Origin of the sequence: Pseudomonas defluvii (assembly GCF_001695625.1) — a bacterium.
Lineage (GTDB): Bacteria > Pseudomonadota > Gammaproteobacteria > Pseudomonadales > Pseudomonadaceae > Aquipseudomonas > Aquipseudomonas defluvii.
On the sequence record NZ_MBPN01000091.1, the window covers coordinates 1 to 20299 of the forward strand.

Consider the following 20299-nt stretch of genomic DNA (forward strand, 5'->3'; position numbering starts at 1 on the left):
GCGCAGCAGTGCTGGTGATGTTCATGTGTCTGCCGGGGCTGGCGCTTTTCTACGGTGGCCTGGTGCGGGCGAAGAACATGCTTTCGCTGTTTACCCAGTGTTTTGGTATCGCCGGTCTGGTGGGCGTGCTGTGGGTGATCTATGGCTACAGCATGGTGGTCGATACCACTGGGATGGTTGAAGGGGAAGTGACCTTCAACAGCTTTGTCGGTGGTCTGAGCCGCGCGATGTTGGCTGGCATGACGCCTGACAGCCTGGTGGGTGAAATTCCCGAGGGCGTCTACGTCACCTTCCAGATGACGTTCGCCATCATTACCCCGGCGTTGATCGCGGGTGCTTTCGCCGAGCGCATGAAGTTCTCGGCGGCGCTGTTGTTCATGGCCTTGTGGTTCACCCTGGTGTACGCGCCAGTGGCGCATATGGTCTGGGGTGGGGCGGGAGCGTTGATGCACAACTGGGGGGTGCTGGATTACGCCGGCGGAACAGCGGTGCACATCAATGCCGGGGTGGCAGCGCTCGCTGCGTGCTTGATGCTCGGCAAGCGCAAGGGTTATGCCAATACGCCGATGCCAGCGCATAACCTGAGCCTGACCATGGTCGGTGCGGCCATGCTCTGGGTCGGTTGGTTCGGCTTCAATATCGGTTCGGGTGGTGGCCTTGGCGGCGTCTCCGGGATTGTCATGCTTAACACCCAGCTGGCGGCGTGCGCCGGCATCCTTGGCTGGATGTTCACCGAATGGTTCAAGGTCGGTAAACCCAGTGCGTTGGGCCTGGCCAGCGGTGCCTTGGCCGGCCTGGTCGGTATTACCCCGGCGTGTGCCTACGTTGGGGTTGGCGGGGCATTGGCCATCGGCGTGTTGTGCGGCGTGTTCTGTTACTTGAGCGTCACCGTGCTGAAACGGCGCCTGGGTTATGACGACAGCCTCGACGTGTTTGGCCTGCATGGTATCGGCGGCATCATTGGCGCGCTGCTGACCGGTGTGTTTTGCGTACCGTCCATGGGTGGGCTGGTTGAGGGCGTGAGCATGGGCGCGCAGGTGTGGGCGCAGGTTCAGGGTGTTTTGATGACCACGGTTTACTGTTTTGTGGTCAGCTGGCTCATTCTGAAAGTGGTGAATGCGCTGACAGGCTTGCGTGCCGATGAGTCGGTAGAGGAGATGGGGCTGGATCTCGCCGAGCACAACGAGCGGGCGTACAACCATTGAGTTGTAGCAATTGAGTGCAAAAACGCCGGGGCATGCCCCGGCGTTTTTGTGTCGATGCCTGTTGCTTAGCTGAAGGCGGGTACCACGTGCTTGATGAACAGCTCCAGGGACTTCTTCTTCTCGGCATGCGGCAGGCTGTTGTCGCACCAGAAGCTGAACTCGTCCACGCCCAGTTCCTGGTAGTAGCGAATGCGCGCAATGATCTCTTCCGGGGTGCCGATCATGGTGTTCTTGCGGATGTTTTCCAGCTCGAACTCTGGACGTTCGGCAAACTTTTCTTCCGGGCTTGGCTCAAGGAAACCATTGACCGGGGTTTGCTTGTTGCCAAACCAGGCATCGAAGGTGCGGTAGAAGCGCGAAATGGCCTGGGCACCGACTTTCCAGCCGTCAGGATCGTCAACGGCGTGTACATGGGTGTGGCGCAGTACCATCAGTTGCGGGCGTGGTACTTCGGGGTTGTTGTTCAAGGCGGTCTGGAACTTGTTCTTGAGGTCCAGGACTTCTTCATCGCCCTTCATCAGTGGCGTGACCATCACATTGCAACCGTTGGCGACTGCAAAGTTGTGCGAGTCTGGATCGCGGGCGGCAATCCACATAGGGGGCATGGGTTTCTGTACGGGTTTGGGCACGCTGGTGGAGGTCGGGAATTTCCAGATATCACCGTCGTGGGCGTAGTCACCCTGCCACAGGGCACGGACGACCGGAACCATTTCACGCAGGGCCTGACCACCGGAGGAGGCGGGCATGCCACCGGCCATGCGGTCGAATTCAAACTGGTAGGCACCACGGGCCAGGCCGACTTCCATCCGCCCGTTACTGATCACATCCAGCAGCGCGCATTCACCCGCGACGCGCAAAGGGTGCCAGAACGGCGCAATGATCGTGCCTGCCCCCAGGTGGATAGTGGTGGTCTTGGCCGCGAGGTAGGCCAGCAGCGGCATCGGGCTTGGCGAGATGGTGTATTCCATGGCGTGGTGTTCACCAATCCAGACGGTGCTGAAGCCGCCGGTTTCGGCCATGAGGGTCAGCTCGGTCAGGTCTTCGAACAACTGGCGATGGCTGACGCTTTCGTCCCAACGCTCCATGTGTACGAACAACGAAAATTTCATGACGCTTACCTCGGATCTTTTGTTGTGGGCCTGTCGACTGCAGGCCTGATATCAGGAAAGAGCGCTGTGCGCTGCCGGGTGGTGTCTGGCCGTTATCACCGGGTACCGAGTGGAACAGGAAGCCCCGGGTACTGAATTATTGGTATACCATAATACGGGATATCTGCAAGCGATTTGTCTTCTGTGCCCAGGCTCAAGCCAGTACTGGCAATGCGCCCATCTTTCCATTGCAGTACACCAGCGGCCCGTTGTCGCGCTGCGGCACAATCAGGTTCTTGACTGCGCCAACCATGATGGCGTGGTCGCCGCCTTCATACTCGCGCCACAGTTCACATTCGATGATGGCCGTGGCGTTACTCAACAGTGGGTTGCCCAGTTCGCTGAGGGTCCATTCGATCCCTTGCGCCTTGTCTTTACCCTTGCGGGCGAAGGCATAGGCTTCTTTTTGCTGGACGCCGGACAGCACATGGATGGCAAAGCGTTTGTTCTTGATCAGGACCGGGTAGGAGTCGGAACTGTAGTTGGGGCAGAACAGCACCAGTGCCGGGTCCATCGACAGCGAACTGAACGCGCTGGCAGTCAGGCCGACGACCTGGCCATCGTCGTCGAGGGTGGTGATGACGGTCACCCCGGACGGGAATGAACCCATGACTTGTTTGTAGAGGGTGGCATCGATCATTGGACTGTCCTCGAAGCAGCAGGAAGGTTTGGGTCAGGCTTCAGGTATGATGGTATACCATAATATGATCTTTGCAACGCCTTTTACGTACAACACGACGAGTGTCACAGAGGCACTTCAGGCCCCGTGTTTTCTGGGGTTTTGACCATTAAAAGCGGGCGTTCCACGGCACGAGGGCAGATCAGTTGGTCGGCAAAAGACCGGCTCAGTCTTGTTAAAAAGTTGGAATACCATAATATGGTGTTCATCTTGGGCGGCTCGCAGAGCGGCCCCGGTTTGGCTTTGTACAACGATAAAAACAGACAAACTCGAGTTGATGAACATGTCCCAGATGTCCAAACAAGACCCGTTGATCGAGAACCATACGGTCGACTACGTACCGCTTGCGGAGCGCCATGGGAAGGCGCGCGATCTTTTCACCCTGTGGTTCAGCACCAACATTGCGCCATTACCCATCGTGACCGGTGCGATGGTGGTTCAGGTGTTCCACCTCAACCTGTTCTGGGGAGTGATGGCGATCATCCTCGGGCACATGATCGGCGGCATCGTGATTGCCTTGGCGTCGGCGCAAGGCCCATGCATGGGGATTCCGCAGATGGTCCAGAGCCGTGGTCAGTTCGGCCGCTACGGTGCATTGCTGATCGTGTTCTTCACTGCAATCATCTACATCGGCTTTTTCATTTCCAACATCGTCCTGGCCGGAAAATCCATTACCGGCATCGCGCCTTCGGTGCCGGTACCGGCGAGCATTCTGATCGGGGCGTTGAGCGCTACGGCAATCGGCGTGATCGGCTACCGCTTTATCCATACCTTGAACCGTATCGGCACTTGGGTCATGGGCAGTGCCTTGCTGGCAGGTTTCGTCTATATCTTTGCCCACGATGTGCCTGCTGATTTCTTCAGCCGTGGCGGTTTCAACCTTTCTGGCTGGTTGGCCACGGTGTCACTGGGGATCATCTGGCAGATCAGCTTTTCGCCCTACACGTCGGATTACTCGCGCTACCTGCCCGCCGATATCGGCATTGCCCGACCGTTCCTGGCTACCTACCTGGGCGCGACACTGGGTACCATTCTGTCGTTCACCTTCGGTGTCGTCGCCGTGCTGGCCACGCCCGACGGTACTGAAGCCATGGCTGCTGTAAAGCAGGCCACGGGCGGGTTGGGGCCGATTTTGATGGTGCTGTTCCTGCTCAACATCATCAGCCACAACGCCCTGAATCTGTATGGCGCTGTGTTGTCGATCATTACCTCGATCCAGACCTTTGCCAGCCAGTGGACCCCTAGCATCAGGGTACGGGTAGTGTTGTCGACGCTGATCCTGGCGGGGTGCTGCGTGGTTGCGCTGGGTGCCTCGCCGAACTTCATTTCGCAGTTCATCGGCCTGGTTCTGGCGCTGCTGCTGGTGCTGGTGCCGTGGGCGTCGATCAACCTGATTGATTTCTACCTGATCAAGCGCGGTCAGTACGACATCAGCTCGATTTTCAGTGCCGACGGCGGCGTGTATGGGCGTTTCAATCTGCATGCGATTGTTGCGTACTTTATCGGCACCCTCGTGCAACTGCCGTTTGCCAATACTTCGCTGTATGTCGGGCCCTACGCCAACCTGGTGGAAGGCGCTGACTTGTCCTGGCTGGTCGGGCTGGCAGTGACTTGCCCGCTGTACTACTGCCTGGCTACCCGTAGTCAGCCAGCAGCACGCGGTGCCGTCAAACTGGGCTTTACCGACTGATCAAGCGCGTTACTGTTACTCGCCGTCGCTGGGCGCAGCTAGGTTCATACCCAGGTTGCTCGGCGGCGGCGTATTGCGTTTCAAGCGTCAGCCCCGCTGCGTCGACGACGAACCGATAATCCCCCCCCCTCGAATAATCGAACCAATACCGTTTACTGACCTGGCGTGCAGTGCTCAGGTTAGTGGCCGGGTTGCCTGCGCCCTGCGCTTCGCTGCTGCTTTCGGGCATCACGCTTCATTCCCTTTCAGCGTTCATTCCTTTCAATTGATACAGGCGGATCGGCTCCGGAATACCTGGCCCGCGGACAGGCACGGTACCGACCCGCTGTATGGCTACGCTGGCGGGTAAGCGCGAAGTCTCGTGAGGATTAGCGAAGGCAGGAGAGGGTGTCGTGTTTTATGTAGCGTAGGAAAGGGGGGGCGATGCAGGCCGACCAGTACCGTCGGTAGGGGCGTTCCCGTGCAGGGCACGGGAACGTGGAGGGGAGTTAATGCGCGCCAGCGGCCTTGTTCAGGTCGCTTTCAGACCATTGGGTATACACGCAGGCATCACTGGTTGCCCAGCGTACTCGCACGGTGTCCCCAGCGGTGAGTGGCATGCCGGTGGCCGACAGGGCCTTGACGGTCATCGCCGTACCACCCGGTGTCACCACGCTGCAGGTTTGGCTTTCACCGAGGAAGAGCATTTCGCTGACCTTGGCCGAGACTTCGTTCCAGCCCGCAGCGAGTGGTTCCCGCTGGGCCTGCTCCACACTCAGGGCCAGTGCTTTCTCCGGCCGGATCATCAACAGCACGTCTTGATCGAGTTGCAGGCCGCCGGTCAGACGTATCGACAGTGGCTGGCCTTCAAAGCTGGCCACCGCATTACCCTGGGCCTTGAGCTTGAGGAAGTTGGAGTTGCCGAGGAACGAGGCGACAAAGGCATTCGGTGGGTTCTGATAGAGGTCGTAGCCACTGCCCAGCCCAACGATCTTGCCGTGACTGAAAATCGCAATGCGCTGAGACAGGCGCATGGCTTCTTCCTGGTCGTGGGTGACATAAACGATGGTAATGCCCAGGCGACGGTGCAGTTGACGCAGTTCGTCCTGCAGGTCTTCGCGCAGTTTCTTGTCCAGGGCGCCGAGCGGTTCATCCATCAGCAGGATGCGTGGCTCGTAGACCAGCGCACGGGCAATCGCCACGCGCTGCTGCTGGCCACCGGAGAGTTGGGACGGGCGCCGATGGGCGAACTTCTCAAGTTGTACCAGCTTGAGCATGGCATCGACACGTTTGTCTCGTTCGCTGGCTGCCAATTTGCGGATGGCCAGGGGGAAACCGATGTTGTCGCGGACCGAAAGGTGCGGGAAAAGTGAGTAGCGCTGGAACACCATGCCGATGTCGCGCTTGTGCGGCGGGACATTGACCAGCGATTGGCCATTGACCAGGATCTCGCCGCTGCTGGGTGTTTCGAACCCGGCAAGCATCGACAGGGTGGTGCTCTTTCCCGAGCCGCTGGAGCCGAGGAACGTGAGGAACTCACCGTCCTGGATGTCCAGCGAGATGTTGTCCACGGCGGCAAAGTCGCCGTAGTGCTTGTTCAGGTTGCGCAGGCTGACCAGGGGCTTGTCGCGCTGCTGTGCAGGATCTTTGATGACGGCACTCATGTCGTACTCCTAGGCGCTCAGGCGCTGATTTCATTGCGCCGGCGCAGCGCGGCGGCGATCACCATGACCAGTACCGACAGACCGATCAGCAGCGTCGAAGCGACGGCGATCACAGGTGTCAGGTCCTGACGCAGGGTGGTCCACATTTTCACGGGCAGGGTTTGCAGGGTCGGGCTGGCCATCATCACGCTGAGCACCACTTCGTCCCACGAGACCAGGAAGGCGAACAGTGCGCCGGCAACCATGCCCGGGCGGATCGCCGGGAAGGTCACCTTGACCACCGCCTGCAGACGCGACGCCCCGCAGATCACCGCGGCGTCTTCGATAGACTGATCGAACAGCTTCAGTGAGTTGATGATCGAGATGATGGTAAAGGGCAGTGCGACGATCACGTGGCTTACCACGAAGGCAAACAGGGTTCCGGTGTAGCCCAGTTTGAGGAACAGCGCATACACCGCCACGGCGATGATCACCAGTGGCACGATCATCGGCAGGGTGAACAGGCCATAGAGCATTTCTCGGCCAGGAAAGCGCCCGCGAACCAGGGCGAAGGCCGTCGGCAGGCCGAGTGCAACGGCGCAGATTGTCGTCAGCACCGCCACTTTCAGGCTGGCCAGAGCGGCGTTCATCCAGTCGGCATTGGAAAAGAACTGGCTATACCATTTCATCGTCCAGCCCGGCGGTGGGAACACCAGCCACTGCGAAGAACCGAATGACAGCAGCACGATGAACACGATCGGCAGCAGCAGGAACAGTGCGATCAGGCCGGTGGTAAGGTACAGGCCCAGACGCATGCGCCGGCCCATGGCATTGGGAGTCAGGAGCATGATCGCTTACCTCGCGTTACTGGCACCAACCGGAGACTCCGGTTGAAGCTTCAGGTAAAAGTAGAACAGCACCAGGGTGATCACGATCAGCAGTGCGGCGCCGGCGCTGGCCAGGCCCCAGTTAAGGAACGATTGCACCTGCTGAATGATGAACTCGGGCAGCATCATGTTCTGCGCGCCGCCCAGCAGTGCTGGCGTCACGTAGTAACCCAGGGACATCACGAACACCATCAGCCCGCCAGAGAACAGCCCCGGACGACACAGCGGCAAGAACACCCGGAAGAAGTTGGTCCAGGGGCTGGCGCCGCAGATTGAGCCGGCCTGCAGGATCATCGGGTCGATTGCCTGCATGGTGGCCTGCAGTGGCAGGACGATGAACGGGATCATGATGTAGCTCATGCCGATCACCACGCCGGTCAGGTTGTGCACCATTTCCAGCGGTTGATCGATGATGCCCAAGGCCATCAGCGCCTTGTTGATGACCCCGGACGCCTGCAGCAGCACCAGCCAGGAGTAGGTGCGCGCCAACAGGCTGGTCCACATCGACAGCAGGACGATGTTCAACACCCAGCGACCCCAACCGCGAGGTACCAGCGTGATCACCCAGGCCAGCGGAAAGCCCAGCAGCAGGCTGAACAGCGTGACCAGCCCGGCCACCGAGAACGTGTTCAGCAGCACCCGTGCATAGGCCGAGTTGGCGAACAGCTGCTCGTAGTTTCCCAGCCCTGGCGTGGGTTCCAGTACGCCACGCAGCAACAGGCCGATTAATGGCGCCAGGAAGAACAGGCCAAGGAACAGCAGGGCGGGTATCAGGTTGCCGACGCCCCGCCAGCGTTGGGCCAGGGTGGGGGATTGCTTCATGGTGACTGCCTTGCCAGTGGTCGAGCCTGCAGCGCCCTTGGCGCTGCTGCTCGGGTTAGCGTGACGGGACGCAGTGGCCGCCATTTTCATTTGACCAGCCATTCGTTCCACCGTGTCGCAATGGCAGGACCGTTCTTGGCCCAGTATGCGAAGTCGAGAGTGATCTGGTCCTTAGCGTAGGCAGTCGGCAGGTTAGGTGCCAGCACGGAGTCCAGGCGCGCGACGCTGTCGACGTTGACCGGCGCATAGGCGGTCAGGTTGGAAAAGTCGGCCTGGCCTTTGGCACTGCTGGCATTGGCCAGGAACTTCATGGCCGCATCCTTGTTCTTGGAGCCCTTAGGTATTACCAGGAAATCGGCCATGACCAGGTTCTGTTTCCAGCTTACGCCCACGGGTGCGCCATCTTGCTGCAGGGCATAGATCCGGCCGTTCCAGAACTGCCCGAGGCTGGCTTCACCCGAGGCAAGCAGTTGCTGCGATTGCGCGCCGCCGCCCCACCAGACAATGTCTTTCTTGATGGTGTCGAGTTTTTTGAAGGCACGGTCCAGGTCCAGCGGATAGAGCTTGTCGGCGGGCACGCCGTCGGCCAGCAGGGCCAGTTCAAGCACGCCAGGGCTTGGCCATTTGTACAGGGCACGTTTGCCGGGGTAGGTCTTGGTGTCGAACAGTGCGCTCCAATCGACTGGCTTGCTGGCGCCCAGCTTGCCTTCGTTGTAGCCCAGTACGAAGGAGAAGAAGAACGAGCCGACACCATGATCGGAGACGAAACGCGGGTCGATCTTGTCGCGCTGAATCGTGTTGAAGTCCAGTGGCTCGAGCAAGCCTTCAGCTGCTGCGCGCAAGGCGAAGTCAGCCTCTACATCCACGACATCCCACTGCACATTGCCGCTTTCGACCATGGCCTTGAGCTTGCCATAGTCGGTTGGCCCGTCTTGAACCACGGTGATGCCGCTGCTGCGGGTGAAGGAGTCGGCCCAGGCCTGCTTCTGCGCATCCTGGGTTGTACCGCCCCAACTGACAAAGTTGACGCTCTCGGCCGCTGAGACGAATGAGCAGGCCGATGACAGCATGCCTGCAACAAGTACCGCGGCTACACGTTTGTTCAACACCATTTTCACGCCCTCATTTGTTGTGTTTTTGAGCGGGCTGTAGACACCCGCTTATCGGGAGCAGTAGGTCCATCGGGGCCTTGAGAGGCGACCGTGCCAAGGGCTGTTATTTGTGCTGTCCCTGGCGGGCGCACTTGGCAAAAGTGTCCGGTCTACGGAATATCATATTATGGTATTCCAAACTTTCTGCAAGCATTTTGCCGTACCGACCATCCGGCAAAATGCTGTGTTTATGGACAACATCGCGCGTTGCCGCGCTTGAAACAGCGGTGATCAGGCAGAAAACGGAATACTTTCAACCACTTCCAGGTCATAGCCGGTCAGCCCTGCGTATTTCAACGGTGGGCCAAGATGACGCAGTTTGCCCACACCCAAATCCTGCAGGATCTGTGCGCCAGTGCCGACTTCCGAATAGATGCGCGACTGCGAGCGGCTGTACTGCCGTGGCGGTTGGGTCAGCTGCGGTATGCGTTCAAGCAGGGCTTGTGAGGACTCATGGTTGGCCAGGATTACCACAACCCCATGGCCTTCCTCGGCGACCTTCTGCAGGGCCGCCCAGAGTGTCCAGTTGCTTGGCCCGCTGTACTCTGCACCCACCAGGTCACGCAGTGGGTCGATGACGTGCACCCGTACCAGGGTTGGTTGTTCGCGGCGCAGTTCGCCCATCACCATCGCCATGTGCACGCCGCCTTCAATCCGGTCTTCATAGGTGACCAGGCGGAAGGTGCCATGTACCGTCGGCAGCTCACGCTCACCAATGCGCACTATCGTGTGCTCGGTGCTCAGGCGGTAGTGGATCAGGTCGGCAATGGTACCGATCTTGATGCCGTGCTGGCGGGCGAACACTTCCAGGTCAGGGCGCCGGGCCATGGTGCCATCGTCGTTCATGACCTCGACAATGACCGAAGACGGGGTAAGGCCCGCCAGTCGCGCCAGGTCGCAGCCCGCTTCGGTATGCCCGGCGCGTGTCAGGACGCCGCCTTCCTTGGCGCGCAGCGGAAAGATATGCCCGGGTTGTACGAGGTCCTCTGGCACGGCATTGCTGGCCACTGCGGCGGCCACGGTACGGGCCCGGTCGGCAGCAGAAATGCCTGTGGTGACGCCGCTGGCGGCTTCGATGGAGACGGTGAACGCGGTACTGAACACGCTACCGTTGCTGGGCACCATTTGCTCCAGGCCCAATCGCTGGCAGTGCTCGTCGGTTAGCGTCAGGCAGATCAGGCCACGGGCCTCGCAGGCCATGAAGCTGATGGCCTTGGCGTCGCAATGGTCGGCCGCGATCAGCAGGTCGCCTTCGTTCTCGCGGTCCTCGTCATCGACCAGGATCACCATCTTGCCCTGGCGGTAGTCTTCGATGATTTCTTCGATGCTGTTGAAGGCCATGGCTGGACTCTCAGTGTGTGGTATGAAATTCTATGGTATACCATAATACGGTTTGACTGAGGAGGTCACGATGAAGGCTTATTGGATTGCGCATGTGGATGTCACCGACCCGGACGCTTACAGCGAATACACCCGTCGTGCACCTGCGGCGTTTGCTGCTTATGGCGGGCGTCTATTGGCTCGGGGCGGCCGCAGCGAAGCGCTGGAAGGGCGAACAACGCCACAACGCAGCGTTGTCATCGAATTTGACTCCTACGCGCAGGCGCTGGCCTGCTACCACTCGCAGCAGTACCAAGAGGCCAAGGGCTACCGTGAAGGTGTTGCTCGGGCTGAAGTGATTATAGTCGAGGGCATAGCGCCCTGAATGACGGGCGGCGGGGTCAGCGGATGAAGTGGATCTTGCCGCAGTCATCATTGCCAATGTAGATGCCATAGACACCCGCGCGGCGTTCCTCGATGTAGCGTTCGAGGATCTGCCGTATTGCCGGGTAATAGATGCTGTCCCAGGGAATGTCCTCGGGCGCAAAGAACTTGTAGTCGAGGGTTTCCGGGCCAAACTGGCCGGTGACTTCCAGGGCGATGGCGCGGTAGATGATGTACACCTCACTGATCTTAGGCACGCTGAAGATCGAGTAGGGTGAGTGGATTTCCGCTCGCACGCCCGTTTCTTCCCACACTTCGCGCAAGGCAGCCTGTTCAGTGGTCTCATTGCTTTCCATGAAACCGGCCGGCAGTGTCCAGGTGCCCGGGCGAGGAGGTATGGCGCGTTGGCACAGCAGGTACTTGCCGTCCTGCTCGATGATGCAGCCGGCAATGATTTTTGGATTGACGTAGTGGATGTAGCCGCAACTGCGGCACATCTGGCGCTCATGGGTATCCCCCGGTGGCAGCTGGCGAACCAGGTCATTGCCACCGCATTGCGGGCAAAAGCGCGGGGTCATCATTTCAGCGGCCTATACGCGGTTCTTTAAGGGCGATGGGTGCAATGATCTCGGGGATGTCGCCGGTTTCCCCTTGCTTGCGCTTGAGGTATTCCAAGGCCACCTTCGCCGCCGCGCGTACGTGGTCGACCGAGGCCTGGTGCGCGGCCAGTTGATCGCCGCTCTTGATGGCCTCGACGATACGTTCCATTTCGTGGCTACTGGTGCCACGGCGGTTCTCCTGAGACACCGATGTGGCGCGAAGGTAGCTGATACGGGCCTGCAGCTGGCGTAACTGGGTCGCGGCAATGTGGTTGCCCGAGCCTTCGAGCAACACGTCATAGAAGCCTTGAACCGAATCAATGACCTGCTGCAGCTCGCCCTCTGCGAGGGCCTTGCGGTTTTCTTCGAGGGCTTTTTCCAGGGCCTTGATATCCTTGGCCTTGGCACGCAGGGTGAACAGTTGGACGATCATGCCTTCCAGTACACAGCGTAGCTCGTAGATATCGACCGCGTCGTCCAGCGTAATGATTGCCACCCGAGGGCCCTTGGCGTCGGCGAACTCAACCAGCCCTTCGGATTCCAGGTGGCGCAAGGCTTCGCGAACCGAGGTACGGCTGACGCCGAGGCGGTCGCACAGGTCGCGCTCGACCAGGCGGTCTCCGGGCAGGAGCTGGAAATTCATGATGGCGCTTCGCAGTTTGTCCAGCACGATTTCGCGCAGGGTAACGGGGTTGCGATTGACCTTGAAGCTGTCGTCGAGTGGCAGGCGTTTCATGGGGTCTGCTCTGAGTTGGGCTGTCCAGGTAAAAGGCGCACGTCGATCATCGGGATCGTCCGTGCTCCGTTTGGATCAGCAGCCCAGGTTTAACTGGAGGCCTCTGCATCGGCTTCGGCGAAGGCTTCACGGGCAAGCCGGAAGCTGTCTACGGCAGCGGGTACGCCACAGTAGATGCCGACCTGAAGCAGAATTTCGCGTATTTGTTCACGACTCAGTCCATTACGCAAGGCGCCACGGATATGCAGCTTGAGTTCGTGAGGCCGGTTGAGGGCCGATATCATGGCCAAGTTTATCATGCTGCGCTCTTTAAGCGATAAGCCCTCGCGGCCCCAGACGTGACCCCAGCAGTACTCTGTGACCAGCTCCTGCAGGGGGCGGTTGAAGTCGTCGGCATTCTCGATTGAGCGGTTGACGTAGGCTTCGCCCAGTACCTGGGTACGAATCGCCAGGCCCTTTTCATATTTTTCGTTGCTCATGTCGTGCTGCTCCTGTCGGGTCAAAGCCCGCCCATCAGGGTGTATTTGATTTCGAGGTAGTCTTCGATGCCGTACTTCGAGCCTTCGCGGCCCAGCCCAGATGCCTTGACCCCGCCAAAGGGCGCCACTTCGGTGGAGATCAACCCTTCGTTGATGCCGACCATGCCGTACTCCAGGGCTTCGCTCATGCGCCAGGCACGCCCCAGGTCGCGGGTGTAACAGTAGGCCGCAAGGCCGAACTCGGTGTCGTTGGCACGCGCAATCGCTTCGGCTTCAGTGTCGAAACGGAATACCGCTGCCAGTGGCCCGAAGGTTTCTTCCTGCGCGACCTTCATGTCGGTGGTCAACCCGGCGAGGACGGTTGGCTGGAAAAAGCCGTGCCCCAGTGCGTGGCGTGCGCCACCGCAGACCCGCTGCGCGCCTAATGCCAGTGCATCCTGAACATGCTCTTCAACCTTGGCCACGGCGCGTTCGTTGATCAGTGGTCCTTGCTGGACGTCGGGCTCGAAACCATTACCAACCTTGAGTGCTGCAACACGCTCGGCAAGGCGTGCTACAAACGCATCGTGAATGCCGTCTTGAACCAGGAAGCGGTTGACACACACGCAGGTCTGTCCGGCATTGCGGAATTTGGCGACCAATGCGCCTTCCACGGCGCGCTCAAGGTCGGCGTCGTCGAAGACGATAAAGGGCGCATTGCCGCCCAGCTCCAGCGAAACTTTCTTCAGGGTCGGCGCGCACTGCGCCATCAGCAGTTTGCCAATCCCGGTAGAGCCGGTGAAGGAGAGCTTGCGCACCACGGGGCTGCCGGTCAGTTCTGCACCAATCGCCACGGCGTCGCCCGTGATGACATTGAACACGCCGGGTGGAATACCGGCCTGTTCGGCCAGCGCGGCCATGGCCAGCGCTGAGAAGGGGGTTTCCGGTGCCGGTTTGACGATACATGTGCAGCCTGCCGCCAAGGCCGGACCGGCTTTGCGGGTGATCATCGCGGCCGGGAAGTTCCACGGTGTGATGGCGGCCACGACACCGATCGGCTCCTTGCTGACGACGATACGTGCATCAGCCTTGTGGCTGGGGATGGTATCGCCGTAGATGCGTTTGGCTTCCTCGGCAAACCACTCGATAAAGCTGGCCGCGTAGAGAATCTCACCCTTGGCTTCGGCAAGGGGTTTGCCCTGTTCCAGCGTGAGGATTTCGGCCAGGGCGTCGGCATGTTCGAGCATCAGGCTGTGCCAGCGCTTGAGCAGGGTGCTGCGTTCCTTGGCCGTCAGGCTGCGCCAGCTCGGCCAGGCCGCGTTTGCCGAATCGATGGCCAGGCGGGCCTGGTCGGCACCGAGGTTGGGCACTTGGCCGATTTTTTCGCCGTTGGCCGGATTGAAAATCTGCTGATAGGCGCCGTCTGGCGCGTCCAGCCATTGGCCATTGATAAAGGCTTGCTGGCGGAATAGTTGCGAGGCTGCAGGTGTCATGCCGGCTCCCGGAATAAAAAGGGGCCGCTACCGAGGGGGAGGGTAGCAAGCGGCCCCGGAGTAAACGCTTAGGTCAGGGTGGGCAGCGCGCCCAGCTTGCCTTTGTGGTAGATCATCGGCGTGGCTGGCTGATCGGGCAGGATCAGGTTTTTTACCGCGCCGACGATGATGGCGTGATCGCCGCCGTCGTATTCGCGCCAGAGCTCGCATTCAATGATTGCAGTGGCCTTGCTCAGCAAGGGGTTGCCCAGCGCACTGAGGTGCCACTCAATGCCTTTGGCCTTGTCTTTGCCCTTGCCGGCAAAGGCATAGGCTTCGGCCTGCTGATCGGCTGCTAGCAAGTGAATGGCAAACTGCTTGCTGTTGCGCAGAATCGGGTAGGTATCAGACGCGTAGTTAGGGCAGAACAGGACCAGTGCCGGGTCAATCGACAGCGCGCTGAACGCGCTGGCGGTGATGCCGACGATGTCACCCTGCGCGTCCAGGGTGGTGACTACTGTCACCCCGGAAGGGAAGGAGCCCATGACTTCTTTGTAAATGCCGGGTTCGATCATGATGCAGGTCTCCTAGCGCATGACAAACGGGTCGGGCATCGGTGCTTGCGAGAGGTTGATCCATACCGTTTTCAGTTCGGTATAGGCCAGCACCGATTCGATGCCGCTCTCGCGACCGTAGCCGCTGTTCTTGAAGCCGCCGATAGGCGCCATGGCCGATACCGCGCGGTAGGTGTTGACCCAGATGATGCCGGAGCGTACGTCCCGGGCCAGGCGATGGGCGCGGCCCAGATCGCGTGTCCAGATACCGGCAGCAAGGCCGAATTGCGAGTCGTTGGCGATCGCCAGGGCTTGGGCTTCGTCCTTGAAACGAATCACCGAGGCCACTGGGCCGAACACCTCTTCCTGCATGATCTTCATCGAGTTGCTGTCGCACTCGAACAGGGTCGGCTCATAGAACCAGCCTCCGCCGGCAATGTCCGGGCGCTTGCCACCCAGGCGCAGACGAGCACCTTCGGCCAGGGCATCGGCCACCAGGCCTTCGACGACTGCCAGTTGTTGGGCTGTGGCCATCGGGCCCATCTCGGTGCTGTCGTCCTGCGGGTTGCCGATACGAATGCGTTTGGCGCGGGCAATCAGGCGCTCGACGAACTCATCGTAGATTTCGTCCTGAACCAGCAGGCGCGAACCGGACACGCAACTCTGGCCGGAGGCCGCATAGATACCCGCGATGGCTCCGTTGATTGCACTGTCGAGATCTGCGTCGGCAAAGATGATGTTGGGCGATTTGCCGCCCAGCTCCAGCGACAGCTTGGCAAAGTTCTCGGCGCTGCTGCGTACCACGTGGCGCGCCGTGGCGGCACCACCGGTGAAGGCAATCTTGCGCACCAGGGGGTGACGGGTCAGTGCAGCACCCGTGCTGGGGCCGTAACCGGTCACGACGTTGACGACACCCGGCGGAATACCGGCTTCCAGGGCCAAGCGTGCCAGCTCAAGAATGGTCGCCGAGGCATGTTCGGACGGCTTGAGCACGATGGTGTTACCTGCGGCCAATGCTGGCGCCAGTTTTATCGCGGTCAGGTACAGCGGGCTGTTCCACGGGATGATCCCGGCCACGACGCCAATGGGCTCGTGCACGGTGTAGGCAAACATGTCCGGCTTGTCCAGCGGCAGCGTGCCGCCTTCGAGCTTGTCGGCCAGGCCTGCGGTGTAGTGGAAGAACTCTGGCAGGTAGCCCACCTGGCCGCGGGTTTCGCGGATCAGTTTGCCGTTGTCGCGACTTTCCAGTTGTGCCAGTTGCTCTTTGTTCTCGGCGATCAGATCGCCAAGGCGGCGCAACAGCTTGCCTCGAGCGGTAGCGCTCAGGCCCCGCCAGGCCGCGCCCTCGAAGGCTGCCTGGGCCGATTGAACGGCACGTTCGACATCGGCTTCGTCAGCATCGGGCAACACCGCCCAAGGCTCGGCGAGCGCCGGGTTGAGGCTTTCAAACGTCTTGCCGTTAAGGGCATCGACCCATTCGCCGCCGATGCACATCTGGAAGCGTGCGAGTGTCATGCAACGATCCCCTCTATCTGGTTGTGTTGGTTTTGTGCGTTATCCAGAAAGTTCAGCAGCACCTGATTGACCAGGCGCGGCGACTCTACCGGCATCATATGCCGCTGTTCGTCGAGTATTGCCACTTGTGCGCCGGGAATGCGCTCGGCCAATTGCCGGGCCATCTCCGGGGTCGAACCGGGGTCCAGTTCGCCAGTGGCAATCAAGGTGGGCACCCGAATGCTGCCGAGGTCGTCAGCGCGGTACATGTCCTGCGTGGCGAACAACTCGTAGGTGGTCAGGTAGCCTTGTGGATCATTGCTGGCCAGTGTCTGGCGGATGGCTGCGATCTGTGCCGGGTTGGCAGCCTGATACTCGCGGCTGAACCAGCGTGACAGCGCCGCTTCGGCATTCGCGTCCGGCCCGTGCTCAGCGGCCTGGGCGGTTCGCGCAATGACGCCAGCGCGTTGTTCCAGACTACGGTTGAACACGCTGTTGAGGATCACCAGCCCCTGCACGTGCTGCGGATAGTGCAGCGCAAAGGCGCGAGCAACCAGCCCGCCCATGGAGAAGCCAATCACGGTCGCCCGCGGGAGCTCAAGGTGCTCAAGCAACTCCAGCAACTGATCGGCATAGCCCAGCAGGTCGGTGCCAGTGGGCGGGCGCTGGCTGGCGCCATGCCCGAGCATGTCGTAGGCAATGACACGGTACTTTGTGGCCAGGCCTACGATCTGCCCGCCCCACATTTCTTTATTCAGGCCCACGCCGTGGATCAATATCACGGGCTGGCCTTGGCCGGTCGCCAGGTAACTGGTGCCAGCCGGTGTGCGTTCAGCAGTGAGCCGAATCATGGAGCGCTCCTACATGCTGTGTGGGTTACTGCGCTTTCTCAGCGGCCAGTTCTTCCAGATCGATGTAGCGGTTGCCGATACGCGGGTGCAGGCGGCCACCGTCGGCGCAACCCAGGACCACAACGATTTCGTCGGCACGCGGTGCATCTTCGATCTGCATTTCCAGCGTGATGTAGTGCGAACGCAGACCTTCATCGTCCTTGTGCATCATCGGAATCTGGATCGAAGTGCCAGGGCCACCGCGCTTGTTGGTGAAGCTCAGGTAGCTTTTGGCCTTGACCGCTTCACGGTAATGATTGCCAAAGCGCAGGGTATGGATGACAGCGGAAGCGTGCTCGATTTCACCGTCGGCACCGACGACGGCTGCCTTGCCGTAGGCTTCGATCTTTTCCGCGCCGCCAATGGTTGCCACCAGCCGCTCAACCATCAGGGCACCGAGGTCGGAGCAGTTGGCACGGATTTCCGGCTTCAGGTCTTCAACGAAGCCGCGGCCCAGCCAAGGGTTCTTGATGACCACAGCCAGCCCGACCATGGTCACCGGCTTGTCTGCAGCTTTACCGCCTTCGATGAAGGTTTCTTCGACATAGCTGACGATTTTGCGAATTTCAAAACTCATGAGCGGCTCCATCTGAGGGAATAAGGTTTGTGCGTATGATGGTATACCATAATACTGTAAGCGCAAGTCCCTCAGATGAGTTTGTAGAGCAAGAAGGCGACAGATGGCCTGCAAACAGGGATTCCGCTGTCTGCTGGAGGTGTGCTGGGAGGGCGAGGGGGAAAGGCGAGGGCGTGATGTAGCTGCTACGCCAATCGGCCTTGGCGTAGCAGCGCGAGAGATTCAGTGACGGCTGTTAGCGGAATTCGAAGAACTCATAACGCAGATTGCCCTCTGGAATCCGCTGTTCGCGCATCAGTTCCTTGACCTGGGCCAGCAGCCCTTTGGGGCCGCAGAAGCTGATCTGGATGTGCTCTGGATTGATTTCGCCAGCAACCCGGCGCAAGGTCTCAGCCAGTTTGTCGGCGCTGCTGTCATGGCCGACGAACTCGGCGCCGCGTTCTTCAGCCATCGTTTTCATCTGTTCGACACTGGGGAACGCCCGTGAAGGGTTGAAGCAGTAAACCAGCGTGACATTGTCGAAGCGCTTGGCAGCTTTGTCCTGCAACCAGGAAACGAACGGCGAAATGCCCACCCCGCCACCAATCCAGATTTCCCGCTGAGCATCGGGCAGGCGCTTGAAGTGCCCGTAAGGGGCATAGATATCGGCCAGCATGCCGACCTTGACCTGTTTGCGCAGCGCCTGGGTGTAGTCGCCCAAGGCGCGGATCACGAAGTGGATGTGGCCGTTGTCTTTATGGGCGCTGGCGATCGTGAACGGGTGGGGCTCACGCAAGCCCTTTTCCTTCATGGCCAGGAATGCGAATTGCCCGGCCTTGAACGGGAAGCCGCGATGAACCGGTGCCAGTTCCAGGTGCAGGGAGCCTTTGGCGATGGACACCGCAGCAACCTTGTACTCGCCAGCTGTGGCAATGAAGGGGTAGAGCACCAGCTTGTACAGGGCAGCAATGACCCCCAGGCCACAGAGTACGGCCAACCAGATGCCGGAAGGGCTGTTCAGGGTAATCGGTGACTTGAAGCTCAGCCAATGGGCAATGACGATCAGGAACAGCGGGCCAGAGAGTTTGTGCCACCAGCGCCAGACGCTATAGGGGATGTTTCGGTTCAGGGCCAGCAACACGATCATGCCCAGTGCCACATAGCTCAGTTGGCGCACCATGCGCGTCCAGTACTTGGAAAACTCCACAATCGCAGCACTGTTCCAGACGTCCAGGTTGGCTTTGAACACCAGGTGGTAGCTGGCAAAGACCAACGCCCAGATGCCCAGCCATTTGTGCGTTTCATACACCCGATCCAGCCCGCCGAACAGTCGCTCGATGAGGTGCCAGCGAGCGGCCAGCAGGCATGAAACCGCCATGTTGGCCAACGCCGCAGCGCCCAGCACCAAGCTGAGGGTGGCCGAGGTCATCCAGGTATCGGAAGGAATTTCGAGCAAAATGGTGAGCGTGGTGATCAGCAGGATACCCACGACGCAGTGCCAGCTTTTCAAACGGTTAGCCTCCAGTTATCAACGTTAATAGCTTAACGGTTTTCGAGGCGGTCGGCGCTGACCTGGGTCACGGGCGTCACGACGGTGTCAGTAATAACGCTACTGTAGTTCCGTGCCTTGATGCTCCAACCCAGTATGTCAGCACGGACTTCACGTTAGATAAACCGCTGACTGCAGTCATTTAGCCATCTCCCTCCGCCCAGTGCGCGTTAACCACGGTCAACGTGCCTGTCGGCCCGAGGTACATTCGGGAGGTGCTGCTCAACAAGCTCCAGGATCGACTCGAACGCTTTACGCTTGGCAAACAGTGGGAAGGTACTGCGCGAGTCTTTGTTCAGATAATCGTTGTACCAAGCGAACTCCAAGCCAACCAATTTTTGCTTTCGGTCTATGGCTACCTCAGTGAACCTCGACCACTCGTAGGTATGGTGATGAAAGTCTGTTTGCAAATCACGGTAGCGCGCTGAATTCATGGAAGCATGTGTCAACATCACACCACTGGATCCGCCAATAGCACCGATCAGAAGCGCCGGATCGTTGTAGGCGCTTGCCATACACATAAATGCAATCGCCGTGAATACTGCCAACCCCTTCAAAAAAGTGAGTGTCCACTCCGGAAAAACTTTCCACTTGCAAAATTCTGCTCCAGACGTTGTAAAACGGTAGGCAAAATTCATGCGTTGATGGGTCATGCACACCGCAGGCGTCGATATGAAAAAGAAAAATAGAACATAGATCAATACCTTCGAAAAACCAGGTTCGAATACTGAAGTGAAATATTGGTAAAGTGCGAGCCCAAAAACTATCGACAACATCACAACCAATAGGCCATTGGCGATGGTCGTATTATAGTTTCGAGCCTTGATCCTCCACCCCAGCAGCTCTGGTTCATGTGCATACTTCCACGTCAGTTGCGACGGCAGTTCTCGTGGCGTGGCCCAGTTGCCCAGTAGGGACTTCACGCGAGATAACCCTTCTGAAACCTTCATTTCGCCATCCCCTCTGGCACCTGAAGGTTCAACCCGTAGAGGCTGTGTTTCTCCAGCTTCTGTTCTTCAGGCAGCATGTCGGTGAACAGCGTATTTTTTCGCTCGGCCTCCCGTAAAGCGTCGCGCAGCGCCA

General features: G+C 59.6%; 20 protein-coding genes. 3 read left to right on the forward strand and 17 right to left on the reverse strand.

The window, feature by feature from the left end; translation table 11 throughout:
* Window positions 1–1205, forward strand: a 1205-nt coding sequence (locus tag EKA13_RS20510; protein ID WP_245704368.1) for an ammonium transporter, incomplete at its 5' end; no start/stop codon positions are given.
* Window positions 1206–1270: 65 nt separating this feature from the next.
* Here the strand turns inward: EKA13_RS20510 and EKA13_RS20515 are convergent.
* Window positions 1271–2314, reverse strand: a complete 1044-nt coding sequence (locus tag EKA13_RS20515) for an LLM class flavin-dependent oxidoreductase (RefSeq protein ID WP_065761123.1) — start codon at window positions 2312–2314, stop codon at window positions 1271–1273.
* 193 nt (window positions 2315–2507) lie between these two features.
* Window positions 2508–2993 carry a flavin reductase family protein gene (locus tag EKA13_RS20520; protein ID WP_065761124.1) on the reverse strand — a complete coding sequence of 162 codons (486 nt, stop codon included), beginning with the start codon at window positions 2991–2993 and terminating at the stop codon, window positions 2508–2510.
* A 322-nt stretch (window positions 2994–3315) separates the two neighbouring features.
* On the opposite strand from EKA13_RS20520, the gene EKA13_RS20525 reads away from it, so the two are divergent.
* Window positions 3316–4722 (forward strand): purine-cytosine permease family protein, encoded by a 1407-nt coding sequence (locus EKA13_RS20525; protein WP_065761125.1) that lies wholly within the window; start codon window positions 3316–3318, stop codon window positions 4720–4722.
* Between the two features lie 488 nt (window positions 4723–5210).
* On the opposite strand, the gene EKA13_RS20530 is transcribed toward EKA13_RS20525, so the two are convergent.
* The 5 genes from EKA13_RS20530 to ribBA form a co-directional block, all read right to left on the reverse strand.
* Complete coding sequence (locus EKA13_RS20530; protein WP_065761126.1) at window positions 5211–6365, reverse strand: ABC transporter ATP-binding protein; 1155 nt, start codon at window positions 6363–6365, stop codon at window positions 5211–5213.
* A gap of 17 nt (window positions 6366–6382) precedes the next feature.
* A complete protein-coding gene (locus tag EKA13_RS20535; protein ID WP_065761127.1) occupies window positions 6383–7192 on the reverse strand; it encodes an ABC transporter permease in 810 nt (269 codons plus the stop codon).
* A gap of 6 nt (window positions 7193–7198) precedes the next feature.
* Window positions 7199–8143 carry an ABC transporter permease gene (locus EKA13_RS20540; RefSeq protein WP_065761128.1) on the reverse strand — a complete coding sequence of 315 codons (945 nt, stop codon included), beginning with the start codon at window positions 8141–8143 and terminating at the stop codon, window positions 7199–7201.
* Window positions 8140–9165 carry an ABC transporter substrate-binding protein gene (locus tag EKA13_RS20545; RefSeq protein ID WP_065761129.1) on the reverse strand — a complete coding sequence of 342 codons (1026 nt, stop codon included), beginning with the start codon at window positions 9163–9165 and terminating at the stop codon, window positions 8140–8142. Before EKA13_RS20545 ends, EKA13_RS20540 begins: the two co-directional genes overlap by 4 nt.
* A 270-nt stretch (window positions 9166–9435) precedes the next feature.
* Entirely contained in the window at window positions 9436–10545 is a 1110-nt protein-coding gene (gene ribBA, locus EKA13_RS20550; RefSeq protein ID WP_065761130.1) for a bifunctional 3,4-dihydroxy-2-butanone-4-phosphate synthase/GTP cyclohydrolase II, read from the reverse strand.
* Window positions 10546–10615: 70 nt separating this feature from the next.
* Here ribBA and EKA13_RS20555 point away from each other — a divergent pair, with 70 nt between their 5' ends.
* A complete protein-coding gene (locus EKA13_RS20555) occupies window positions 10616–10909 on the forward strand; it encodes a DUF1330 domain-containing protein (protein ID WP_065761131.1) in 294 nt (97 codons plus the stop codon).
* Between the two features lie 16 nt (window positions 10910–10925).
* On the opposite strand, the gene EKA13_RS20560 is transcribed toward EKA13_RS20555, so the two are convergent.
* From EKA13_RS20560 to EKA13_RS20605, 10 genes are all read right to left on the reverse strand, one after another.
* Window positions 10926–11489: an NUDIX hydrolase gene (locus EKA13_RS20560; RefSeq protein WP_065761132.1), complete on the reverse strand. Its 564-nt coding sequence runs from the start codon at window positions 11487–11489 to the stop codon at window positions 10926–10928.
* A 1-nt stretch (window position 11490) separates the two neighbouring features.
* Complete coding sequence (locus EKA13_RS20565; RefSeq protein WP_065761133.1) at window positions 11491–12243, reverse strand: GntR family transcriptional regulator; 753 nt, start codon at window positions 12241–12243, stop codon at window positions 11491–11493.
* Window positions 12244–12332: 89 nt separating this feature from the next.
* Window positions 12333–12722 (reverse strand): carboxymuconolactone decarboxylase family protein, encoded by a 390-nt coding sequence (locus EKA13_RS20570; protein ID WP_065761134.1) that lies wholly within the window; start codon window positions 12720–12722, stop codon window positions 12333–12335.
* A gap of 20 nt (window positions 12723–12742) precedes the next feature.
* The gene (locus EKA13_RS20575; protein WP_065761135.1) at window positions 12743–14194 is read right to left on the reverse strand and encodes an NAD-dependent succinate-semialdehyde dehydrogenase; all 1452 of its coding nucleotides are present in this window, start codon (window positions 14192–14194) and stop codon (window positions 12743–12745) included.
* Between the two features lie 68 nt (window positions 14195–14262).
* Window positions 14263–14748 carry a flavin reductase family protein gene (locus tag EKA13_RS20580; RefSeq protein ID WP_065761136.1) on the reverse strand — a complete coding sequence of 162 codons (486 nt, stop codon included), beginning with the start codon at window positions 14746–14748 and terminating at the stop codon, window positions 14263–14265.
* 12 nt (window positions 14749–14760) lie between these two features.
* The gene (locus EKA13_RS20585; protein ID WP_065761137.1) at window positions 14761–16242 is read right to left on the reverse strand and encodes an aldehyde dehydrogenase; all 1482 of its coding nucleotides are present in this window, start codon (window positions 16240–16242) and stop codon (window positions 14761–14763) included.
* Window positions 16239–17072 (reverse strand): alpha/beta fold hydrolase, encoded by an 834-nt coding sequence (locus tag EKA13_RS20590; protein ID WP_065761138.1) that lies wholly within the window; start codon window positions 17070–17072, stop codon window positions 16239–16241. Before EKA13_RS20590 ends, EKA13_RS20585 begins: the two co-directional genes overlap by 4 nt.
* A gap of 25 nt (window positions 17073–17097) precedes the next feature.
* The gene (locus EKA13_RS20595; protein WP_065761139.1) at window positions 17098–17688 is read right to left on the reverse strand and encodes an amino acid synthesis family protein; all 591 of its coding nucleotides are present in this window, start codon (window positions 17686–17688) and stop codon (window positions 17098–17100) included.
* 235 nt (window positions 17689–17923) lie between these two features.
* The gene (locus EKA13_RS20600; protein ID WP_065761140.1) at window positions 17924–19177 is read right to left on the reverse strand and encodes a ferredoxin reductase family protein; all 1254 of its coding nucleotides are present in this window, start codon (window positions 19175–19177) and stop codon (window positions 17924–17926) included.
* Between the two features lie 209 nt (window positions 19178–19386).
* Window positions 19387–20166: a hypothetical protein gene (locus tag EKA13_RS20605; RefSeq protein WP_065761141.1), complete on the reverse strand. Its 780-nt coding sequence runs from the start codon at window positions 20164–20166 to the stop codon at window positions 19387–19389.
* Window positions 20167–20299: the final 133 nt, after the last annotated feature.

Coding starts and splice junctions, on each gene's coding strand:
- EKA13_RS20515 (WP_065761123.1), bottom strand. CDS start 2,314: ATGAAATTTTCGTTGTTCGTACACATGGAGCGTTGGGACGAAAGCGTC.
- EKA13_RS20520 (WP_065761124.1), bottom strand. CDS start 2,993: ATGATCGATGCCACCCTCTACAAACAAGTCATGGGTTCATTCCCGTCC.
- EKA13_RS20525 (WP_065761125.1), top strand. CDS start 3,316: ATGTCCCAGATGTCCAAACAAGACCCGTTGATCGAGAACCATACGGTC.
- EKA13_RS20530 (WP_065761126.1), bottom strand. CDS start 6,365: ATGAGTGCCGTCATCAAAGATCCTGCACAGCAGCGCGACAAGCCCCTG.
- EKA13_RS20535 (WP_065761127.1), bottom strand. CDS start 7,192: ATGCTCCTGACTCCCAATGCCATGGGCCGGCGCATGCGTCTGGGCCTG.
- EKA13_RS20540 (WP_065761128.1), bottom strand. CDS start 8,143: ATGAAAATGGCGGCCACTGCGTCCCGTCACGCTAACCCGAGCAGCAGC.
- EKA13_RS20545 (WP_065761129.1), bottom strand. CDS start 9,165: ATGGTGTTGAACAAACGTGTAGCCGCGGTACTTGTTGCAGGCATGCTG.
- ribBA (WP_065761130.1), bottom strand. CDS start 10,545: ATGGCCTTCAACAGCATCGAAGAAATCATCGAAGACTACCGCCAGGGC.
- EKA13_RS20555 (WP_065761131.1), top strand. CDS start 10,616: ATGAAGGCTTATTGGATTGCGCATGTGGATGTCACCGACCCGGACGCT.
- EKA13_RS20560 (WP_065761132.1), bottom strand. CDS start 11,489: ATGATGACCCCGCGCTTTTGCCCGCAATGCGGTGGCAATGACCTGGTT.
- EKA13_RS20565 (WP_065761133.1), bottom strand. CDS start 12,243: ATGAAACGCCTGCCACTCGACGACAGCTTCAAGGTCAATCGCAACCCC.
- EKA13_RS20570 (WP_065761134.1), bottom strand. CDS start 12,722: ATGAGCAACGAAAAATATGAAAAGGGCCTGGCGATTCGTACCCAGGTA.
- EKA13_RS20575 (WP_065761135.1), bottom strand. CDS start 14,194: ATGACACCTGCAGCCTCGCAACTATTCCGCCAGCAAGCCTTTATCAAT.
- EKA13_RS20580 (WP_065761136.1), bottom strand. CDS start 14,748: ATGATCGAACCCGGCATTTACAAAGAAGTCATGGGCTCCTTCCCTTCC.
- EKA13_RS20585 (WP_065761137.1), bottom strand. CDS start 16,242: ATGACACTCGCACGCTTCCAGATGTGCATCGGCGGCGAATGGGTCGAT.
- EKA13_RS20590 (WP_065761138.1), bottom strand. CDS start 17,072: ATGATTCGGCTCACTGCTGAACGCACACCGGCTGGCACCAGTTACCTG.
- EKA13_RS20595 (WP_065761139.1), bottom strand. CDS start 17,688: ATGAGTTTTGAAATTCGCAAAATCGTCAGCTATGTCGAAGAAACCTTC.
- EKA13_RS20605 (WP_065761141.1), bottom strand. CDS start 20,166: ATGAAGGTTTCAGAAGGGTTATCTCGCGTGAAGTCCCTACTGGGCAAC.